This window comes from Phytobacter sp. V69 (assembly GCF_965644215.1).
GTDB lineage: Bacteria > Pseudomonadota > Gammaproteobacteria > Enterobacterales > Enterobacteriaceae > Phytobacter.
The window spans coordinates 1-20,076 of the sequence record NZ_CBFFRL010000084.1; the positions used below are offsets into that span (position 1 = coordinate 1).

Here is a 20,076-nt window from a genome sequence, read left to right on the forward strand (position 1 = left end):
ATACGGCCTCATTTCTCGCTGCCGTCCAGATCAGATGCATCGCTCTCTGGGCTAAAATATTGTGACGACACTATCTAATGAGCATGGTTATTTTTTGCCCATTATTGTGCGCACTTTTCCTTTGATTTATATCAACTTACCTTGCGCCGTAAAACCTAATGTGGCACTCGTCAAATCAATAACCAGAGGTGTCTATGAGTCACTCTTCTACCCCCCAAAGGGTGCCCAGCCGAGTCATTAGCGACTGGCGTCCAGAAGATCCCCTTTTCTGGCAACAGCAGGGTCACGGTGTTGCCAGCCGTAACCTGTGGATCTCGGTCCCGTGTCTGTTGCTGGCATTCTGTGTGTGGATGTTGTTTAGTGCTGTTGCCGTAAACCTGAACAAAGTCGGCTTTAATTTTACGACCGACCAACTCTTTATGCTGACCGCGTTACCGTCAGTTTCCGGCGCACTGTTGCGCGTTCCGTACTCCTTTATGATCCCGGTTTTCGGTGGCCGCCGCTGGACAGCGTTCAGTACCGGGATCCTGATCATTCCCTGCGTCTGGCTGGGTTTTGCGGTTGAAGACACCTCAACCCCGTTCAGTACCTTTATCATTATCTCGCTGCTGTGTGGCTTTGCCGGGGCGAACTTTGCTTCCAGCATGGCGAACATCAGCTTCTTCTTCCCTAAACAGAAGCAGGGCGGTGCACTGGGTATTAACGGTGGACTGGGCAACCTTGGTGTGAGCGTCATGCAGCTGTTTGCGCCGCTGGCGATCTCTTTTTCCATGTTCGCGGTGTTCGGAGCGACGGGTGTGGCGCAGCCTGACGGTAGCCTGATCTACCTGGCGAATGCTGCCTGGGTGTGGGTGCCATTCCTGGCGGTCTTTACCTTAGCCGCCTGGTTTGGCATGAACGAACTGACTGCCTCAAAAGCATCGCTGAGCGCACAGTTACCCGTGCTCAAACGTAAGCATATGTGGATCATGAGCTTCCTCTATCTGGCGACCTTTGGGTCGTTCATCGGCTTCTCTGCCGGTTTCGCTATGCTCTCGAAAACCCAGTTCCCGGACGTCAATATCCTGCACTTTGCCTTCTGCGGTCCGCTGGTGGGCGCACTTGCGCGTTCTGCGGGTGGGGCGATTTCCGACAGGCTGGGTGGTACGCGGGTGACGCTGGTTAACTTTATGGTGATGGCGATTTTCAGTGCCTTACTGTTCCTGACCCTGCCGTCGCAAGGCGTGGGCGGTAACTTCATCGCCTTCTTTGGCGTCTTCCTGGTGCTGTTCCTGACCGCCGGGCTGGGCAGTGGTTCCACTTTCCAGATGATCTCGGTGACGTTCCGCAAAATGACTATGGACCGCGTGAAAAGTGCAGGTGGCAGTGAAGAGAGCGCCATGCGTGAAGCGGCAACCGAAACAGCGGCTGCGCTGGGCTTTATTTCCGCTATCGGGGCGATTGGCGGCTTCTTTATCCCGAAAGCCTTTGGTACCTCACTGGCGCTGACCGGCTCACCGGCGGGTGCAATGAAAGTCTTCTTGGTGTTTTATGTGGCCTGTGTGGTGATCACCTGGGCCATCTATGGACGGAATTCTAATAAAAACATAAGTAAATGTTGATTATCCTTGCGCGGGCCTGGCTCGCGCTTTTTTTTTGCCTGTCATTAGTTACAACATACTTTTGATTGCGTGAAGTCCCTACACAGCGAAAAACCCTCGTCATCAGGGGGCTATACCCCTTAATACCTGGTTAGCATATTTCTTTCTGGTTGATGCGATACAATTGAAATAAAAACGTTATTTATCATGCGGATAAAAAATAAATTATTCTCCTCCTTTAGGAGTAGAAGCGTTTTTACCTCCCTTTATGAAGCCCTTCCAGCTTGATCGCCATCAATTCTTACACCCTTTCAGAGCGTTACTTTCGCCGCAAATGCAGTAATCCCGAATTTAAGCAATGTCGATTTATCAGAGAGCCGTCAGGCTCCATACAGGAGAAACCCGATGAGTAAATTCCTGGACCGATTTCGCTACTTCAAGCAGAAGGGCGAAACCTTTGCCGATGGGCACGGTCAGCTTCTCGAAACAAACCGGGACTGGGAGGATGGATACCGCCAACGCTGGCAGCACGATAAAATCGTGCGTTCTACTCACGGTGTAAACTGCACAGGTTCGTGCAGCTGGAAGATTTACGTCAAAAATGGTCTCGTTACCTGGGAAACCCAGCAGACGGACTACCAGCGTACCCGCCCTGATATGCCAAACCATGAGCCGCGCGGCTGCCCACGTGGCGCCAGCTACTCCTGGTATCTTTACAGCGCCAACCGCCTGAAATACCCGCTGATGCGCAAACGCCTGATGAAAATGTGGCGCGAAGCGAAAGTGCAGCATCCGGATCCGGTGAATGCCTGGGCCTCGATCATTGAAGACGCCGAGAAAGCCAAAAGCTTTAAACAGGCGCGTGGTCGCGGCGGTTTTGTGCGCTCTTCCTGGCAGGAAGTGAATGAGCTGATTGCGGCATCCAACGTCTACACCGTCAAAACCTACGGGCCTGACCGTGTGGCCGGTTTCTCGCCGATCCCGGCGATGTCGATGGTGTCCTATGCCTCTGGCGCGCGCTACCTCTCCCTGCTCGGCGGTACCTGCCTGAGCTTCTACGACTGGTATTGCGACTTACCGCCAGCCTCGCCGCAGACCTGGGGCGAGCAAACCGACGTACCGGAATCTGCCGACTGGTATAACTCCAGCTACATCATCGCCTGGGGTTCCAACGTTCCGCAGACCCGCACCCCGGATGCCCACTTCTTTACCGAAGTGCGTTACAAAGGCTCCAAAACCGTTGCGGTGACCCCGGACTATGCCGAAATCGCCAAACTGTGCGACCAGTGGCTGGCACCGAAACAGGGTACCGATGCGGCGATGGCGCTGGCGATGGGGCATGTGATGCTGCGCGAGTTCCACCTCGATAACCCAAGCCAGTACTTTACCGACTACGTTCGTCGTTACACCGACATGCCGATGTTGGTGATGCTGGAAGAACGTGATGGCTACTACGCCGCTGGACGCATGTTACGCGCGTCTGACCTGGTGGATTCTCTCGGCCAGGAAAACAATCCTGAGTGGAAAACCGTTGCCTTCACCACCGACAACGAGATGGTGGCACCGAACGGCTCTATCGGTTTCCGCTGGGGTGAGAAGGGGAAATGGAACCTTGAACAGCGTGATGGCACCTCTGGCAATGAAACTGAACTGCAGCTGAGCCTGCTGGGCAACCAGGATGAGATCGCCAATGTCGGCTTCCCGTACTTTGGCGGCGACAGCACCGAACACTTTAGCAAGGTTGAACTGGGAAACATCCTGCTACACAAACTGCCGGTTAAACGCCTGCAACTGGCAGATGGCAGCAGCGTGATGGTGACCACTGTTTATGACCTGACCCTGGCCAACTACGGCCTGGAACGCGGTCTGAACGATGAAAACTGCGCCAAACACTACAACGATCTGAAAGCCTATACGCCGGGCTGGGCCGAGAAAATGACCGGTGTCTCTGCGGCGAAAATCATCCGTATCGCCCGTGAGTTTGCTGATAACGCCGATAAAACGCACGGTCGCTCGATGATTATCATCGGCGCGGGGATGAACCACTGGTATCACCTCGATATGAACTATCGCGGGATCATCAACATGCTGATCTTCTGCGGCTGTATCGGACAGAGCGGCGGCGGCTGGGCGCACTATGTTGGCCAGGAAAAACTGCGTCCGCAGACCGGCTGGCAGCCGCTGGCGTTTGCCCTGGACTGGAACCGTCCGGCGCGTCATATGAACAGCACCTCGTATTTCTATAACCACTCCAGTCAGTGGCGCTATGAAACCGTCACCGCGCAGGAATTCTTGTCACCGCTGGCGGATAAATCGCGCTACACCGGTCACCTGATCGATTTCAACGTCCGTGCCGAGCGTATGGGCTGGCTGCCGTCGGCACCACAGCTGGGGACCAACCCGCTGCGCATTGCCGAAGAAGCCAAAAAAGCAGGCATGTCGGCGGTGGATTACACCGTTAAATCCCTGAAAGACGGCTCCATGCACTTTGCGGCAGAGCAACCGGAAAACGGTAAAAACCACCCGCGCAACCTGTTTATCTGGCGCTCCAACCTGCTGGGTTCCTCCGGTAAAGGTCACGAGTACATGCTGAAATACCTGCTGGGCACCGAACACGGTATTCAGGGGAAAGATCTTGGCAAACAGGGCGGCATGAAACCGGAAGAGGTGGAATGGAAAGATAATGGCCTCGACGGAAAACTGGATCTGGTGGTGACGCTGGACTTCCGTCTGTCCAGTACCTGCCTGTACTCCGATATCGTGCTGCCGACCGCCACCTGGTATGAGAAAGACGATATGAATACCTCGGATATGCATCCGTTTATTCATCCGCTGTCTGCAGCCGTTGATCCGGCGTGGGAATCCAAAAGCGACTGGGAAATTTATAAGGCCATTGCCAAAAAATTCTCCGAAGTGTGTGTGGGTCACCTCGGTAAAGAGACGGACCTGGTGACGCTGCCGATTCAGCATGACTCTGCCGCTGAACTGGCACAGCCGCTCGACGTGAAAGACTGGAAAAAAGGCGAATGCGACCTGATCCCGGGTAAAACCGCCCCGCATCTGATTCCGGTTGAGCGTGATTACCCAGCGACCTACGAGCGCTTTACCTCCATCGGTCCGTTGATGGAGAAAATCGGTAACGGCGGGAAAGGCATTGCCTGGAATACCCAGAGCGAAATGGATCTGCTGCGTAAGCTCAATTACACCAAGGCAGATGGCCCAGCGAAAGGCCAGCCGATGCTCAACACGGCGATTGATGCAGCCGAGATGATCCTTACCCTGGCACCGGAAACTAACGGTCATGTGGCGGTGAAAGCTGGGCTGCACTCAGCGAGTTTACCGGTCGTGACCACACGCCCCTGGCGACTAATAAAGAAGAGGAAAAAATCCGCTTCCGCGATATTCAGGCACAGCCGCGCAAAATCATCTCCAGCCCGACCGGGTCCGGTCTGGAAGATGAACATGTCTCTTACAACGCCGGTTACACCAACGTTCACGAGCTGATCCCATGGCGTACGCTCTCCGGCCGCCAGCAGCTGTATCAGGATCACCAGTGGATGCGCGATTTCGGCGAAAGCCTGCTGGTCTACCGTCCACCCATCGACACCCGTTCGGTGAAAGAGGTGATGGGCGAGAAGTCTAACGGCAACCCGGAAAAAGCGCTCAATTTCCTGACGCCGCACCAGAAATGGGGCATTCACTCCACCTACAGCGACAACCTGCTGATGTTGACCCTCGGTCGCGGCGGCCCAGTGGTGTGGATGAGTGAAGCGGATGCCAAAGACCTGGGCATTGAAGATAACGACTGGATTGAAGTCTTCAACAGCAACGGTGCGCTGACCTCCCGTGCGGTGGTGAGCCAACGCGTACCGGCCGGGATGACCATGATGTACCACGCGCAGGAGCGTATCGTGAACCTGCCGGGTTCAGAAATTACTCAACAGCGCGGTGGGATCCACAACTCGGTGACCCGTATTACGCCAAAACCGACCCATATGATCGGTGGCTATGCGCACCTGGCCTATGGCTTTAACTACTACGGTACGGTCGGTTCCAACCGTGATGAGTTTGTGGTGGTACGTAAGATGAAGAACATTAACTGGCTGGATGGCGAAGGCAATGACCAGGTACAGGAGAGCGTAAAATGAAAATTCGTTCACAAGTCGGCATGGTGCTGAATCTCGACAAATGCATCGGCTGTCATACCTGCTCAGTCACCTGTAAAAACGTCTGGACCAGCCGCGAAGGGGTGGAGTACGCGTGGTTTAACAACGTGGAAACCAAACCGGGCGTCGGTTTCCCGGCTAACTGGGAAGACCAGCAAAAATGGAAGGGCGGCTGGAACCGTAAAGTCAGCGGCAAGCTGCAACCGCGCATGGGGAACCGTACCATGCTGCTGGGTAAAATCTTCGCCAACCCGCATATGCCGGAAATCGACGATTACTACGAGCCGTTTGATTTTGACTACCAGGCACTGCATAACGCACCGGCTGACAGCAAACACCAGCTGATTGCCCGTCCGCGCTCGGTGATCACAGGGAAGCGCATGGACAAAATCAAGTACGGCCCGAACTGGGAAGATGACCTGGGCGGTGAGTTTGAGAAGCTGTCGAAAGACAAAAACTTCGAGAACATGCAGAAGGCAATGTACGGCCAGTTCGAAAACACCTTCATGATGTATCTGCCGCGCCTGTGTGAGCATTGCCTGAACCCGGCGTGTGTGGCGACCTGCCCGAGCGGCGCGATTTACAAACGTGAAGAGGACGGCATTGTGCTGATCGATCAGGATAAATGCCGTGGCTGGCGTATGTGTATCACTGGCTGCCCGTATAAAAAAATCTACTTCAACTGGAAGAGCGGCAAATCCGAGAAGTGCATCTTCTGTTACCCGCGTATCGAAGCCGGTCAGCCGACCGTGTGCTCCGAAACCTGCGTGGGCCGTATCCGCTATCTCGGCGTGTTGCTGTATGACGCGGATGCGATTGAGCAGGCGGCAAGCACCGAGAACGAGAAAGATCTGTACCAGCGCCAGTTGGACGTGTTCCTCGACCCTAACGATCCGCAAGTGATTGAGCAAGCGATTAAAGATGGCATTCCGCTGAGCGTGATCGACGCTGCCCAGCAGTCGCCTGTCTACAAAATGGCGATGGACTGGAAGCTGGCGCTGCCGCTGCACCCGGAATACCGCACCCTGCCAATGGTCTGGTACGTGCCGCCGCTGTCACCGATTCAGTCTGCGGCGGATGCGGGTGAACTGGGTAGCAACGGTATTTTGCCGGACGTAGACAGCTTGCGTATTCCGGTGCAGTACCTGGCAAATCTGCTCACCGCAGGCGATACCGCACCGGTACTGCTGGCGCTGAAACGTATGCTGGCGATGCGTCACTACAAACGTGCGGAAACTGTTGATGGCAAAATTGATACTCGCGCTCTGGAAGAAGTGGGCCTGAGCGAAGCACAGGCGCAGGAGATGTACCGTTATCTGGCCATTGCCAACTACGAAGACCGTTTCGTGGTCCCGAGCAGCCATCGCGAGCTGGCACGGGACGCCTTCCCGGAGAAAAGCGGTTGTGGTTTTACCTTCGGTGACGGCTGCCACGGTTCTGATACCAAATTCAACCTGTTTAACAGCCGCCGCATCGACGCGATTGATGTGTCCGTCAAAACGGAGCCGCGTCCATGATTGAACTGATGGTTATTTCTCGCCTGCTGGAATACCCGGATGCTGCCCTGTGGCAGCATCAGCATCAGCAGGAGCTGGTGGAGGCGCTGCAATCGTCTTCCTACCTCAGTGAGGCGCAGTCGCAGGGGGTTATTGATTTTCTGCGGCAATTGACCGCCCAGGATCTGCTGGATGCGCAGGCTAGCTACAGCGAATTGTTTGACCGTGGTCGCGCAACGTCACTGTTGCTGTTCGAACATGTTCACGGTGAATCCCGCGATCGCGGGCAGGCGATGGTCGATCTGCTGGACCAATACGCTCGGCATGGCCTGGTGCTGGACAGCCGCGAGCTGCCGGATCACCTGCCGCTGTATCTGGAATATCTGGCGCAGTTGCCACCAGCAGAGGCGATGGGCGGATTGCAGGATATCGCACCGATTCTGGTGCTGCTGAGTGCACGTCTGGATCAGCGCGAAAGTCACTACCCGGCCCTGTTCGCGCCGCTGATCGCACTGGCGAATACCGCCATCGATCAGCAGAAAGTGGCGGACAACATTGCTGATGAAGCGCGTGATGACACCCCGCAGGCGCTGGACGCTGTCTGGGAAGAAGAGCAGGTGAAATTCTTTGCCGAGCAGGGATGTGGCGAATCTGACATTACTGCGCATCAACGTCGCTTTGCTGGCGCTGTCGCACCGCAGTACGTGAGTATCACCACCGGAGGACAGCAATAATGCACTTCCTGAATACGTTCTTCTTCGATATTTATCCGTATCTCGCCGGTACCGTCTTCCTGGTCGGCAGTTGGCTGCGTTATGACTACGGTCAGTACAGCTGGCGTGCGGGTTCCAGCCAGATGCTGGATCGCAAAGGGATGGTGATTTGGTCGAACCTGTTCCACCTCGGCATCCTGGGTATTTTTGCCGGTCATGCGCTGGGTATGCTGACACCGCACTGGATGTATGAGTCTTTCCTGCCGATTGAAATTAAGCAGAAGATGGCGATGATCGGCGGTGGGGCCAGCGGGGTGATGTGCCTGGTGGGCGGCATTATGCTGCTGAAACGTCGCCTGTTTAATCCGCGTATTCGCGCCACCTCAACAACGGCCGATATTCTGATCATGACATTGCTGATGGTGCAGTGTGCACTGGGTCTGCTGACCATTCCGTTCTCTGCGCAACATATGGATGGCAGTGAAATGATGAAACTGGTGGGCTGGGCGCAGGCGGTGGTGACCTTCCATATCGGTGCGTCTGAACATCTCGACGGCGTTGCCTTTATTTACCGTGTGCATCTGGTGCTGGGGATGACGCTGTTTGTGCTGTTCCCGTTTTCGCGCCTGGTGCATATCTGGAGCGCGCCGGTAGAATATCTGACGCGCAAATACCAGATTGTTCGTGCGCGTCGCTGATTCGCCCACGTTTTGATACTAACCCCGCACTCGCGGGGTTTTTTTCACTTATTCCAGGCAAGAGCCGCATCACCGGGAGAAATGTCGGATGGCGCTACGCTTATCCGACCTACGGTCTTGTAGCCCTGATAAGCATTTGTAGCCCGGCCAAGCGCAGCGCCGCCGGGACATATATGGCAGTCTTGTAGCCCTGATAAGCGTAGCGCATCAGGGAAAACAGATGCACGAAAGCTCATGGCAGATGATGTTTTTTTATAATGAAATAAATGTTGAGTAGATGATTGTACTACCAGGAAGTGATGGTGGTGGGGGAAGGATTACTCGGCGCGTTGCGCCTCGCCCTTCGGGTCGTTGCCTGCGGCAACGCTTTCTCGCATTCGCTCGAATCGAACCTTAGTCGAAGCTTCTCATCCTTCCCTGTATGGGCAGAATATGTGATTTTGCGAGTTTGATTTGGTTGAGTGCTATCAGGACGTGATGGTAGTGGGGGAAGGATTCGAACCTTCGAAGTCGATGACGGCAGATTTACAGTCTGCTCCCTTTGGCCGCTCGGGAACCCCACCAAGGGCAATTCAAATTGTCGGTAATGCGTGAAGATGGTGGTGGAAGGATTATTCGTCGCTTCACTCCTCTCCCTACTGGCCGTTGCCGTTGGCAACGTTCTCTCGCTTTCGCTCGAGTCGAACCTTAATCGAAGGTTCTTACCCTTCCCGATAAGTGCAAACTTCTGCATTGCCTATCGAGGTTACTTCGTCGCTGTAGTGAATAATGGTGGTGGGGGAAGGATTCGAACCTTCGAAGTCGATGACGGCAGATTTACAGTCTGCTCCCTTTGGCCGCTCGGGAACCCCACCACGGGGTAATGCTATTACTGGCCCGCTTCCTTCTCGGGAAGCGGGGCGCATCATATCAAATGATGCGCCCCTGTAAAGCTTTCGTTCACCGAAATTGAACCGTTTGTGTACTTTTCATCCGTAACGGATTAAAGCTAATCAATTCATTTCGTTAGCGATTAAAGAATAATCGTTCTGTTGCCGTAAACGAAAACGCGCTGCGCCAGTACCTGATACAGCGCGCGGCTTAAGACGTTCTTCTCAACATCGCGGCCCGCACGCATCATGTCTTCGGCGGTGTAGGTGTGATCCACATGAATCACGTCCTGCATGATAATCGGACCTTCGTCCAGATTGTCGTTCACGTAGTGTGCCGTCGCGCCGATGATTTTCACCCCACGCTCATAGGCCTGGTGATAAGGACGCGCGCCAATAAAGGCTGGCAGGAACGAATGGTGAATGTTGATAATCTTATTTGGGAAACGTGAGACGAAGCCCGGTGTCAATACGCGCATGTACTTCGCTAACACCACGTAATCCGGTTGATGCGCCTCAATGGCCTGTGCCATCTGCTCGTCATGTTCTTCACGGGTTAACCCTTCATGGCTGACCAGCTCAAACGGGATATCAAAACGCTCAACCAGCGTACGCAGTGTTTCATGGTTGCCAATGACGGCTGCGATATCAATATCCAGCCCGCCGTAGTTGGCCTTCATTAATAAGTCGCCCAGGCAATGCGCTTCTTTTGTCACCAGAATCACCACGCGACGCTGCCCTGCCGGGTTCAGCTCGCGAACGGAACCTTCTGGCAGTGCGCTATCCAGATCGGCCAGCAGGGTCGAGTCGTTAAAAATCCCCTCCAGCTCTGTGCGCATGAAAAAGCGACCGGTACGGTGATCGACAAACTCATTGTTCTGCACAATGTTGAGTTCGTGCTTGTAACAAATGTTGGTAATTCGCGCGATGAGACCTTTTTGGTCAGGGCAAATAGTGCGTAGTACTTTACGTTGTAGTGAATGCATTGCCGGGTAAATCCTGTTGATGGTGTTTGCTATGAGTTATCGCTGGGCTTATTGCCCGCAGCACTTTTTGAATTTCTTACCTGACCCGCATGGACATGGATCGTTGCGGCCGAATTGCGGACGTGTGCCGTCAATATAATACCACCGCCCGTTCTCCTTTAAGAATCGGGAACGTTCAATAATTGCTCCCGTTTTGCCATCTTCATTGAAACGGGCGATAAAACTGACGTAACCTTCACTGTCGTTTTTACCGGCGGCATGTTCGAACACCGTCAACCCCAGCCACTGGGTACGGGCGAAGCTGGCTTCAATTTCCGGGCGAAACGTGGCGGCCTGACAATTCGAATGCCATGTGCTAATCAGATATTCAGCATCTTTCATCATAAACGCGCTGTAACGTGAGCGCATAAGATGTGATGGATCTGGCGCAACCTGTGTGCCGGACAGATAAGGCTGGCAACATAGGCTATACTCGACTGCGCTACCGCAGGGACAGAGTTCAGACACAATCGGCTTCCTGTACAAAAATAGCGGCACTATAAGCCAGAGTAGCGTTATGTTAACTGAGCTGTAGCTTCGTGGCTACGCCAGTCGTTCCGGGGGACAAAAATCCAGGTAATGAGAACGGTTAAAATTGGGCTGGCTCTGGGAGCAGGCGCAGCCAGAGGCTGGTCACACATCGGTGTGATAAACGCATTGCAACACGCAGGGATTAAGATTGACGTCGTGGCAGGGTGCTCCATTGGCTCTCTCGTAGGCGCGGCCTATGCCTGCGGTAAACTCCCTGAGTTGGAAACGTGGGTGCGTTCATTCAGTTATTGGGACGTCCTCAAACTTATGGATCCCTCGTGGCGCCGTGGTGGATTACTGCGCGGCGAACGGGTTTTCAACCACTATCGGCAGATCCTGCCTGACGAGCTTTTCACTGATTGCCAGTTAAAATTTGGGGCTGTGGCGACTAACCTCAGCACCGGGCGTGAGCTATGGTTTACCGACGGCGATCTGCACCTTGCGGTGCGTGCGTCTTGCAGTATGCCGGGTTTGATGGCGCCCGTTGCCCATAATGGTTACTGGCTGGTCGATGGTGCGGTCGTGAATCCGGTGCCTGTCTCTCTGACGCGCGCACTGGGGGCGGATATCGTTATTGCCGTTGATCTGCAGCATGACGCGCATTTGATGCAACAGGATTTAGTGTCGACGAACATGGCGGACAATACCCTGGAGGATGAAGAGAGCGATGAGTTACGCTGGCACGAACGTCTGCGGGAGCGGCTGGCTAAAATGACGGCCCGGCGGACTGTCGTCGTACCGACGGCAATGGAAATCATGACCACATCCATTCAGGTGCTTGAAAATCGACTTAAACGCAACCGCATGGCGGGGGATCCCCCCGATGTGTTAATCCAACCATTTTGTCCGCAAATTTCAACGCTCGACTTTCATCGCGCCGAGGCGGCAATCGCTGCCGGACAACGTGCTGTTGAAAAGAAAATCGATGAACTCCTACCGTTGGTAAGGACAATAGAGTGACTCTGTTTTTTTATTTGAGTTCAGCAAATTCTGACAGGCGATTATTGATAGATCATGCCACTATTTAGTTATCGTCGGGCAGGGGAGAGAAGATGACGCAGCCGTTGGCAGGAAAACAGATACTGATAGTTGAAGACGAGCCCGTCTTCCGCTCGCTGCTGGATTCCTGGCTCTCATCTCTAGGAGCAGACACGCTGATCGCAGACGACGGCGTTGCCGCACTGGAGCAACTGGAGAGCGCAACCCCCGATCTCATGATTTGCGATATTGCGATGCCGCGCATGAATGGTCTTAAACTTGTCGAACATTTGCGCAATAAAGGCGATCAGATGCCAGTTCTCGTCATTTCTGCGACCGATAATATGGCTGATATTGCGAAAGCACTCCGTTTAGGCGTGCAGGATGTTTTACTTAAGCCGGTTAAAGATCTCAACCGACTTAAAGAGACGGTGTTCGCCTGTCTTTATCCCAACATGTTTAATTCGCGTGTTGAAGAAGAAGAACGTTTGTTTCAGGATTGGGATGCGCTGGTCGAAAATCCACAGGCCGCTGCTAAACTTTTGCAGGAATTACAGCCCCCGGTTCAGCAAAAGATGTCGGGATGTCGGGTTAATTACCGCCAGTTAGTTTCTGCCGATCAGCCCGGACTTGTGCTGGATATTGCGCCTATATCGTCACGGGACCTGGCCTTTTATTGCCTGGATGTGACTCGTGGCGGCAATAACGGTGTGCTGGCAGCGTTATTACTGCGCGCACTGTTCAATGGTTTACTTCAGGAACAGTTGTCACACCACCATCAAAAACTCCCGGAAATGGGGAGTTTGCTTAAGCAAGTTAACCAGCTTCTTCGCCAGGCAAATTTACCAGGGCAGTTTCCTCTGCTGGTTGGTTATTATCACAGCGAATTAAAAAATCTTATTTTGGTTTCGGCAGGTCTTAATGCCACATTAAATACTGGCGAACACCAAATTCAAATCAGTAATGGTGTGCCATTAGGGACATTAGGCAATACCTATCTTAACCAATTGAGTCAGCGGTGTGATGCCTGGCAATGTCAGGTATGGGGGGCGGGTGGCCGTCTGCGTTTAATGTTGTCTGCGGAATGAGCAATCGCTGCGTATTCCGCAGATAGCTTTACCTCCTTTTTAATGCGAGTGGTACTATCGCCACAGTTTTGCGTATTAATCCTAATTAAACGTTAGCGCGTCCTTTTCAGACCAGGTCATTGCGATGGTACTGATATACTCAGATGCGAATTAATTCATGAACATGCTCAAAGCGTGAACAGACCAGGAGATTTTCAATGGCTGCCATAAATTCGAGAGTGACTAAAGGAGTTATCCCGGTTGCGGGATTGGGAACCAGGATGCTGCCAGCGACAAAGGCGATTCCTAAAGAAATGTTACCGTTGGTTGATAAGCCATTAATTCAGTATGTCGTCAATGAGTGTATCGCCGCGGGTATTACTGAAATTGTTCTGGTTACGCATTCGTCGAAAAATTCAATCGAAAACCATTTCGATACCAGCTTTGAACTTGAAGCAATGCTGGAAAAACGCGTGAAGCGCCAGCTTCTGGAAGAAGTGCAGGCTATTTGCCCGCCGCATGTCACCATTATGCAGGTGCGTCAGGGACTGGCGAAGGGCTTGGGCCATGCCGTCCTGTGTGCGCATCCGGTTGTAGGGAATGAGCCTGTCGCAGTTATTCTGCCGGACGTTATTCTGGACGAGTTCGAATCCGATCTGTCCCAGGATAATCTAGCGGATATGATTAAACGTTTTGACGAAACCGGTGCCAGCCAGATCATGGTTGAGCCTGTTGCCGATGTGACTGCATACGGTGTGGTTGACTGCAAAGGTGCCGAACTGAAACCGGGTGACAGCGTACCGATGGTGGGTGTGGTTGAGAAGCCGAAAGCAAACGTCGCGCCGTCTAATCTCGCCGTTGTGGGCCGTTACGTCCTCAGCGAAGAGATCTGGCCGCTGCTGGCTAAAACGCCTCCGGGAGCAGGGGATGAAATCCAGCTCACCGATGCTATCGATATGCTTATCGAGAAAGAGACCGTTGAAGCTTACCACATGAAAGGTAAAAGCCATGACTGCGGTAATAAGCTGGGTTATATGCAAGCGTTCGTAGAATATGGTATTCGCCATAACGTACTGGGCGAAGAATTTAAAGCCTGGCTGGAAGATGTGGTAGGCGTGACTAAAGCATAATCTACTTTAGTCGTATGGAATAAAGCCGGACTGATGCTTATCACTCCGGCTTTTTTATTGCTGAAAGTAAGTCCGGATGGTTAGTGCGTTAGCAGAGAGAAGTCTTTATGCAGAATGGGGAATATTGAAACGGGGTGAACGATTGAGCAAATTGCATCAGAAATGCACGTTTATCTTCATTACAGATGTATATTTTATGCAACAATGGTTAAAAAAAATCCCGCCATCGGCGGGATTCTTTACGAAGGCTTAGGATTACTCCTGGATCAGGAAGTCGTCCAGTTGTTTACCTTGCTCATCCATTGCTTTTTTGATTACTGCTGGGGTACGGCCCTGGCCGGTCCAGGTTTTAGTTTCACCGTTTTCGTCAACATAGCTATATTTAGCCGGACGTGCAGCGCGTTTCGCTTTCGTTCCGGTTTTAGCTGTGACCATGCTGTTCAGCAGTTCATTCGGATCAATACCATCAGCAATCAGCATTTCACGATATTGTTGCAGTTTACGAGTACGTTCTTCGATTTCAGCAGCTGCAGCGCTTTCTTCTTCACGGCGCTCGTTAACGACCACTTCTAATTTTTCCAGCATTTCTTCGAGCGTTTCTAGAGTGCATTCTCTTGCCTGCGCACGAAGAGTACGGATGTTGTTCAGAATTTTAAGTGCTTCGCTCATTTGTAGTAATCTCAAACATATATTGGGGGGGGTGTTGAGCTAATAATAGAGCGTTAATTTGCGTAGTGCAATAGGTGAGAATGTAAGGAATTCAAATTTCCTCTTTATTTACCTCATTTTTAAAATTCGCTAACTTAAATTTTTCTTGAAGAACCGCACGAAAAAGCCATATAGAAAGCATTATCACCGGAGCGGTTCAGGTGTTTTATCCGCGTTTTTTACTGATTAATCTCATACGAATTATAGTTTCGATGGATAAATATCAACCTTTTTTATTAGGGCGAGAAACATCGGTGTTTTGCATAAAACATTAATAATTTCTTGAGCCTGGCGCAGAAAACTCTTTTTTTTATACCCTGGAAAACCGTTGTGTGCTTATTGTCTGTTTCTTTGGCAGCAACAAGTGGTTTGGTAAAAATAGCGAGAAGTATATCGCTGAAAGCATGTCCGGAACTTATGTAAACTGTGCGTTTGGCATTCCGGGCGGTATGTTAAAATATGATACAATCCTGCCGATGAATATCACACTTTGATTGGGGTCTTGCGGGCAATGGCGCAACTTTATTTCTACTACTCAGCGATGAATGCCGGGAAATCTACGGCTTTACTGCAGTCTTCCTACAATTATCAGGAACGTGGCATGCGCACGCTGGTCTATACCGCGGAAATTGATGACCGCTTTGGTGCAGGGAAGGTCAGCTCGCGAATTGGCTTATCATCGCCGGCGCGTCTTTTTAACCAAAACACATCGCTTAAAGATGAGATTAATGCCGAGCACCAGCGCGAGCCTATTCACTGTGTTTTAGTTGATGAAAGTCAATTTCTAACCCGTCAGCAGGTATATCAATTGTCAGATGTTGTTGATGAACTGGATATTCCGGTGCTCTGCTATGGGCTCAGAACCGATTTCCGCGGCGAGATGTTCACCGGTAGCCAATATCTACTGGCGTGGTCAGATAAACTGGTAGAGCTGAAAACTATCTGCTTCTGTGGGCGCAAAGCCAGCATGGTGCTACGCCTTGATCAGGCGGGGCGGCCCTATAATGAAGGTGAACAGGTCGTTATTGGCGGTAATGAACGCTATGTATCGGTCTGCCGGAAGCATTATAAAGAGGCGCTCACAGTAGGCTCTCTGGCCGAGATTCAGGCGCGCGTGAGGGGATAACCCAACTTCATCAATATGCTCGCTGTCGATGATGACAAGCATAAAAAAACCCGCCATCACAGGCGGGTTTTTGTTTTAGCAGGGCGAATTAAGCGGTTTTCTTCGCTTTTTTGTCTGCTTTTTCGGTTTTCACTGCTTCGGGTTTTGCTTCTGCTACAACGCCTTCTTTGAACTCACGTCCGTAGAAAGTATCCAGCAGGATTTGTTTCAGCTCGGAGATCAGCGGGTAGCGCGGGTTAGCACCGGTACACTGGTCATCGAACGCATCTTCGGACAGTTTGTCAACGTGAGCAAGGAAATCAGCTTCCTGAACGCCTGCTTCACGGATTGACTTAGGAATGCCCAGCTCAGCTTTGATGCTTTCGAGCCATACCAGCAGTTTCTCAATTTTCGCAGCAGTGCGGTCACTGGAAGAAGTCAGACCAAGGTGGTCGGCGATTTCTGCGTAGCGACGACGAGCCTGCGGACGATCGTACTGGCTGAATGCAGTCTGTTTAGTCGGGTTGTCGTTGGCGTTGTAACGGATAACGTTACAAATCAACAGTGCGTTCGCCAGACCGTGAGGAATGTGGAACTGTGAACCCAGTTTATGCGCCATAGAGTGACACACACCGAGGAAGGCGTTCGCAAACGCGATACCTGCGATAGTAGCAGCACTGTGTACACGCTCACGAGCAATCGGGTTTTTAGAACCTTCATGGTAAGACGCTGGCAGGTTTTCTTTCAGCAGTTTCAGAGCCTGCAGAGCCTGACCGTCAGAGAACTCAGACGCCAGAACAGAAACGTAAGCTTCCAGCGCGTGGGTTACCGCATCCAGACCACCGAACGCACATAGTGATTTCGGCATGTCCATGACCAGGTTTGCATCAACAATCGCCATATCCGGAGTCAGCGCATAGTCTGCCAGCGGATATTTCTGGCCGGTCGCATCGTCAGTTACAACGGCGAACGGGGTAACTTCCGAACCGGTACCGGAGGTAGTGGTGATAGCAACCATTTTTGCTTTCACGCCCATTTTCGGGAACTTGTAGATACGTTTACGGATGTCCATAAAGCGCAGCGCCAGTTCTTCGAAGTGGGTTTCCGGATGTTCGTACATGACCCACATGATTTTCGCGGCATCCATCGGGGAACCACCACCCAGCGCGATAATCACGTCAGGTTTGAAGGAGTTCGCCAGCTCTGCGCCTTTACGTACGATAGTCAGTGTCGGGTCAGCCTCAACTTCGAAGAAGACTTCTGTTTCAACGCCAGCAGCTTTCAGCACGGAGGTGATCTGGTCTGCATAACCGTTGTTGAACAGGAAGCGGTCAGTCACGATCAGTGCGCGTTTGTGACCATCAGTAATCACTTCATCCAGCGCGATTGGCAGAGAGCCACGGCGGAAGTAGATAGATTTCGGAAGTTTATGCCACAACATGTTTTCAGCTCGCTTAGCAACGGTTTTCTTGTTGATCAGGTGTTTCGGACCAACGTTTTCAGAGATGGAGTTACCACCCCAGGAACCACAACCCAGAGTCAGGGAAGGTGCGAGTTTGAAGTTATAGAGGTCACCGATACCACCCTGAGAAGCCGGGGTGTTGATCAGGATACGTGCGGTTTTCATTTCCGCACCGAATTTCTGTACGCGAGCCGGTTGGTTATCCTGGTCGGTGTACAGGCAAGAGGTGTGACCGATACCGCCCATAGCCACCAGTTTCTCCGCTTTTACTACCGCGTCGTCGAAGTCTTTCGCACGGTACATCGCCAGAGTCGGGGACAGTTTTTCGTGAGCAAACGGTTCGCTTTCGTCAACAACCGTCACTTCACCAATCAGAATTTTGGTACTTGTCGGAACGGTGAAGCCTGCCAGTTCAGCGATTTTGTATGCTGGCTGACCCACGATAGCGGCATTCAGCGCGCCATTTTTCAGGATGATATCCTGAACCGCTTTCAGCTCTTTCCCCTGCAGCAGGTAGCCGCCGTGGGTAGCAAAACGTTCACGAACAGCGTCGTAAACGGAATCAACAACAACAACAGACTGTTCAGAAGCACAGATAACGCCGTTGTCGAAGGTTTTGGACATCAGGACAGAAGCGACAGCACGTTTGATATCAGCGGTTTCGTCGATAACAACCGGAGTGTTACCTGCACCTACGCCGATAGCCGGTTTGCCGGAGCTGTAAGCTGCTTTCACCATGCCTGGGCCGCCAGTGGCGAGGATCAGGTTGATGTCAGGGTGATGCATCAGCGCGTTAGACAGTTCAACAGACGGTTGGTCAATCCAGCCAATCAGATCTTTCGGTGCGCCCGCAGCGATAGCTGCCTGCAGAACGATGTCAGCCGCTTTGTTGGTGGCATCTTTAGCACGCGGATGTGGAGAGAAAATGATAGCGTTGCGGGTCTTAAGGCTAATCAGCGATTTGAAGATTGCAGTAGAAGTTGGGTTAGTCGTCGGAACGATACCGCAGATGATACCGATAGGTTCAGCGATGGTGATGGTACCAAAAGTGTCATCTTCCTCAAGGACACCGCAGGTCTTCTCATCTTTATAGGCGTTGTAGATATATTCGGAAGCAAAGTGGTTTTTAATCACTTTATCTTCGACGATACCCATGCCAGATTCGGCAACGGCCATCTTAGCGAGAGGAATACGGGCATCTGCGGCAGCCAGAGCGGCGGCGCGGAAGATTTTGTCTACTTGTTCTTGAGTGAAACTGGCATATTCACGCTGGGCTTTTTTTACGCGCTCTACGAGTGCGTTAAGTTCAGCGACATTAGTAACAGCCATAATGCTCTCCTGATAATGTTAAACTTTTCTAGTAAACCAGTTGCGCGATACGACAGTATAGACAGGCTGGTTGCAGGTTGAGTAAGTTTCAGAAAAACAATAAATTAACGCCTTTCCTGACCGACAGATTTACTGGAAGAGTCTAAACACAACATCATTCTTAATGATGATTAGAGGACTCTGACGACGTAACCAAGAGTACTCACTTCTGAGTACCGATTACGTGATCTAAATCAAGTTTCAGCAAAGCTGACACCTTTCAGCAGGCTGTTTTTGGGCATTTGTATCAAATGTTAATGATAAAAAGGCGGCGCTATCTAAGATTATCATAATTAGTACAAATGCATAACATACCGAGATGTAGGGGATATGACCGAATTTAAGGTGAGTTGTGCTGTGAATAATCGTATATTTAGCAGGGTCTTATTGTTTCTATACTTTCTTTTATGCCTTGCACTGCTGCGGAGTACTCTGTGACCCAAACTCTGTTTGATTTTCCAACCTGGTTTAAATTTTTCATCGGCCTGTTCGCACTGGTAAACCCCATCGGTATCATTCCTGTCTTTATTAGCATGACCAGCTATTAAACCGCCGGGGCGCGGAATAAAACCAACCTGACGGCGAACCTTTCGGTCGCCATTATTCTCTGGACGTCGCTTTTTCTGGGTGACGCGATTTTGCAATTGTTTGGTATCTCAATTGACTCGTTTCGTATTGCCGGTGGGATTCTGGTGGTGACCATCGCGATGTCGATGATCAGCGGCAAATTGGGTGAGGATAAACAGAACAAGCAGGAAAAATCAGAAACTGCGATCAGAGAGAGTATCGGCGTTGTGCCGCAGGCATTACCCTTAATGGCAGGCCCCGGGGCAATCAGTTCGACAATTGTTTGGGGCACGCGCTATCACAGCGTGGAATATCTTGCCGGATTTACCGTAGCAATAGCGCTTTTTGCTTTTTGTTCCTGGGGAGTATTTCGCATCGCTCCCTGGTTAGTTCGCCTGCTTGGACAAACCGGGATTAACGTGATTACCCGTATCATGGGCTTGCTGCTGATGGCGCTGGGAATCGAATTTATCGTTGCAGGAGTGAAAGGTATATTCCCGGGATTACTGCATTAGATAGTGTCGTCACAAGATTTCAGCCCAGAGAGCGATGCATCTGATCTGGACGGCAGCGAGAAATGAGGCCGTATTTTTTGCGTAGCGCGTTGCAATAC

Annotated in this window: 12 protein-coding genes, 2 tRNA genes, 2 other RNA genes and 3 pseudogenes; 10 read left to right on the top strand and 9 right to left on the bottom strand. The window is 51.8% G+C overall.

What is annotated here, in order from left to right; genetic code table 11:
* Positions 1-194: 194 nt before the first annotated feature.
* The 5 genes and pseudogenes from ACSZPU_RS13510 to narI all read left to right on the top strand — a co-directional run bounded on the left by ACSZPU_RS13510 (position 195) and on the right by narI (position 8,653).
* Entirely contained in the window at positions 195-1,601 is a 1,407-nt protein-coding gene (locus tag ACSZPU_RS13510; RefSeq protein WP_498999556.1) for a NarK family nitrate/nitrite MFS transporter, read from the top strand.
* Positions 1,602-1,985: 384 nt separating this feature from the next.
* Positions 1,986-5,728 (top strand): annotated as a pseudogene (locus ACSZPU_RS13515) (nitrate reductase subunit alpha).
* Entirely contained in the window at positions 5,725-7,263 is a 1,539-nt protein-coding gene (gene narH, locus ACSZPU_RS13520) for a nitrate reductase subunit beta (RefSeq protein ID WP_498999559.1), read from the top strand. The pseudogene ACSZPU_RS13515 and the gene narH overlap by 4 nt, the downstream one beginning before the upstream one ends.
* Positions 7,260-7,976 carry a nitrate reductase molybdenum cofactor assembly chaperone gene (gene narJ, locus ACSZPU_RS13525; RefSeq protein ID WP_498999561.1) on the top strand — a complete coding sequence of 239 codons (717 nt, stop codon included), beginning with the start codon at positions 7,260-7,262 and terminating at the stop codon, positions 7,974-7,976. The genes narH and narJ overlap by 4 nt, the downstream gene beginning before the upstream one ends.
* Complete coding sequence (gene narI, locus ACSZPU_RS13530; RefSeq protein ID WP_498999563.1) at positions 7,976-8,653, top strand: respiratory nitrate reductase subunit gamma; 678 nt, start codon at positions 7,976-7,978, stop codon at positions 8,651-8,653. Before narJ ends, narI begins: the two co-directional genes overlap by 1 nt.
* A gap of 300 nt (positions 8,654-8,953) precedes the next feature.
* On the opposite strand, the gene ACSZPU_RS13535 is transcribed toward narI, so the two are convergent.
* From ACSZPU_RS13535 to ACSZPU_RS13560, 6 genes are all read right to left on the bottom strand, one after another.
* A non-coding RNA gene (locus ACSZPU_RS13535) (RtT sRNA) lies at positions 8,954-9,085 on the bottom strand.
* A gap of 46 nt (positions 9,086-9,131) precedes the next feature.
* Positions 9,132-9,216 (bottom strand) — tRNA-Tyr (locus ACSZPU_RS13540).
* 31 nt (positions 9,217-9,247) lie between these two features.
* A non-coding RNA gene (locus tag ACSZPU_RS13545) (RtT sRNA) lies at positions 9,248-9,379 on the bottom strand.
* 43 nt (positions 9,380-9,422) lie between these two features.
* Positions 9,423-9,507: transfer RNA gene (locus tag ACSZPU_RS13550), tRNA-Tyr, on the bottom strand.
* Between the two features lie 158 nt (positions 9,508-9,665).
* Positions 9,666-10,508 carry a formyltetrahydrofolate deformylase gene (gene purU / locus ACSZPU_RS13555; protein WP_498999565.1) on the bottom strand — a complete coding sequence of 281 codons (843 nt, stop codon included), beginning with the start codon at positions 10,506-10,508 and terminating at the stop codon, positions 9,666-9,668.
* Positions 10,509-10,556: 48 nt separating this feature from the next.
* A complete protein-coding gene (locus ACSZPU_RS13560) occupies positions 10,557-11,015 on the bottom strand; it encodes a YchJ family protein (protein WP_498999568.1) in 459 nt (152 codons plus the stop codon).
* Between the two features lie 111 nt (positions 11,016-11,126).
* Here ACSZPU_RS13560 and rssA point away from each other — a divergent pair, with 111 nt between their 5' ends.
* From rssA to galU, 3 genes are all read left to right on the top strand, one after another.
* Positions 11,127-12,038, top strand: a complete 912-nt coding sequence (gene rssA, locus ACSZPU_RS13565) for a patatin-like phospholipase RssA (protein ID WP_498999571.1) — start codon at positions 11,127-11,129, stop codon at positions 12,036-12,038.
* Positions 12,039-12,130: 92 nt separating this feature from the next.
* The gene (rssB, locus tag ACSZPU_RS13570; RefSeq protein WP_498999573.1) at positions 12,131-13,144 is read left to right on the top strand and encodes a two-component system response regulator RssB; all 1,014 of its coding nucleotides are present in this window, start codon (positions 12,131-12,133) and stop codon (positions 13,142-13,144) included.
* A 197-nt stretch (positions 13,145-13,341) separates the two neighbouring features.
* Entirely contained in the window at positions 13,342-14,253 is a 912-nt protein-coding gene (gene galU / locus ACSZPU_RS13575; RefSeq protein WP_498999576.1) for a UTP--glucose-1-phosphate uridylyltransferase GalU, read from the top strand.
* 255 nt (positions 14,254-14,508) lie between these two features.
* Here the strand turns inward: galU and hns are convergent, their stop codons facing one another.
* A complete protein-coding gene (hns, locus tag ACSZPU_RS13580; protein WP_498999579.1) occupies positions 14,509-14,922 on the bottom strand; it encodes a histone-like nucleoid-structuring protein H-NS in 414 nt (137 codons plus the stop codon).
* Between the two features lie 550 nt (positions 14,923-15,472).
* On the opposite strand from hns, the gene tdk reads away from it, so the two are divergent.
* Complete coding sequence (tdk, locus tag ACSZPU_RS13585) at positions 15,473-16,087, top strand: thymidine kinase (RefSeq protein ID WP_498999581.1); 615 nt, start codon at positions 15,473-15,475, stop codon at positions 16,085-16,087.
* A gap of 88 nt (positions 16,088-16,175) precedes the next feature.
* Here tdk and adhE read toward each other — a convergent pair whose 3' ends face one another.
* A complete protein-coding gene (gene adhE, locus ACSZPU_RS13590; protein WP_498999583.1) occupies positions 16,176-18,857 on the bottom strand; it encodes a bifunctional acetaldehyde-CoA/alcohol dehydrogenase in 2,682 nt (893 codons plus the stop codon).
* 473 nt (positions 18,858-19,330) lie between these two features.
* On the opposite strand from adhE, the pseudogene ACSZPU_RS13595 reads away from it, so the two are divergent.
* Positions 19,331-19,978: pseudogene (locus ACSZPU_RS13595) on the top strand (YchE family NAAT transporter).
* A gap of 9 nt (positions 19,979-19,987) precedes the next feature.
* Here ACSZPU_RS13595 and ACSZPU_RS13600 read toward each other — a convergent pair.
* Positions 19,988-20,076 (bottom strand): annotated as a pseudogene (locus tag ACSZPU_RS13600) (IS5/IS1182 family transposase); the annotation flags it as partial.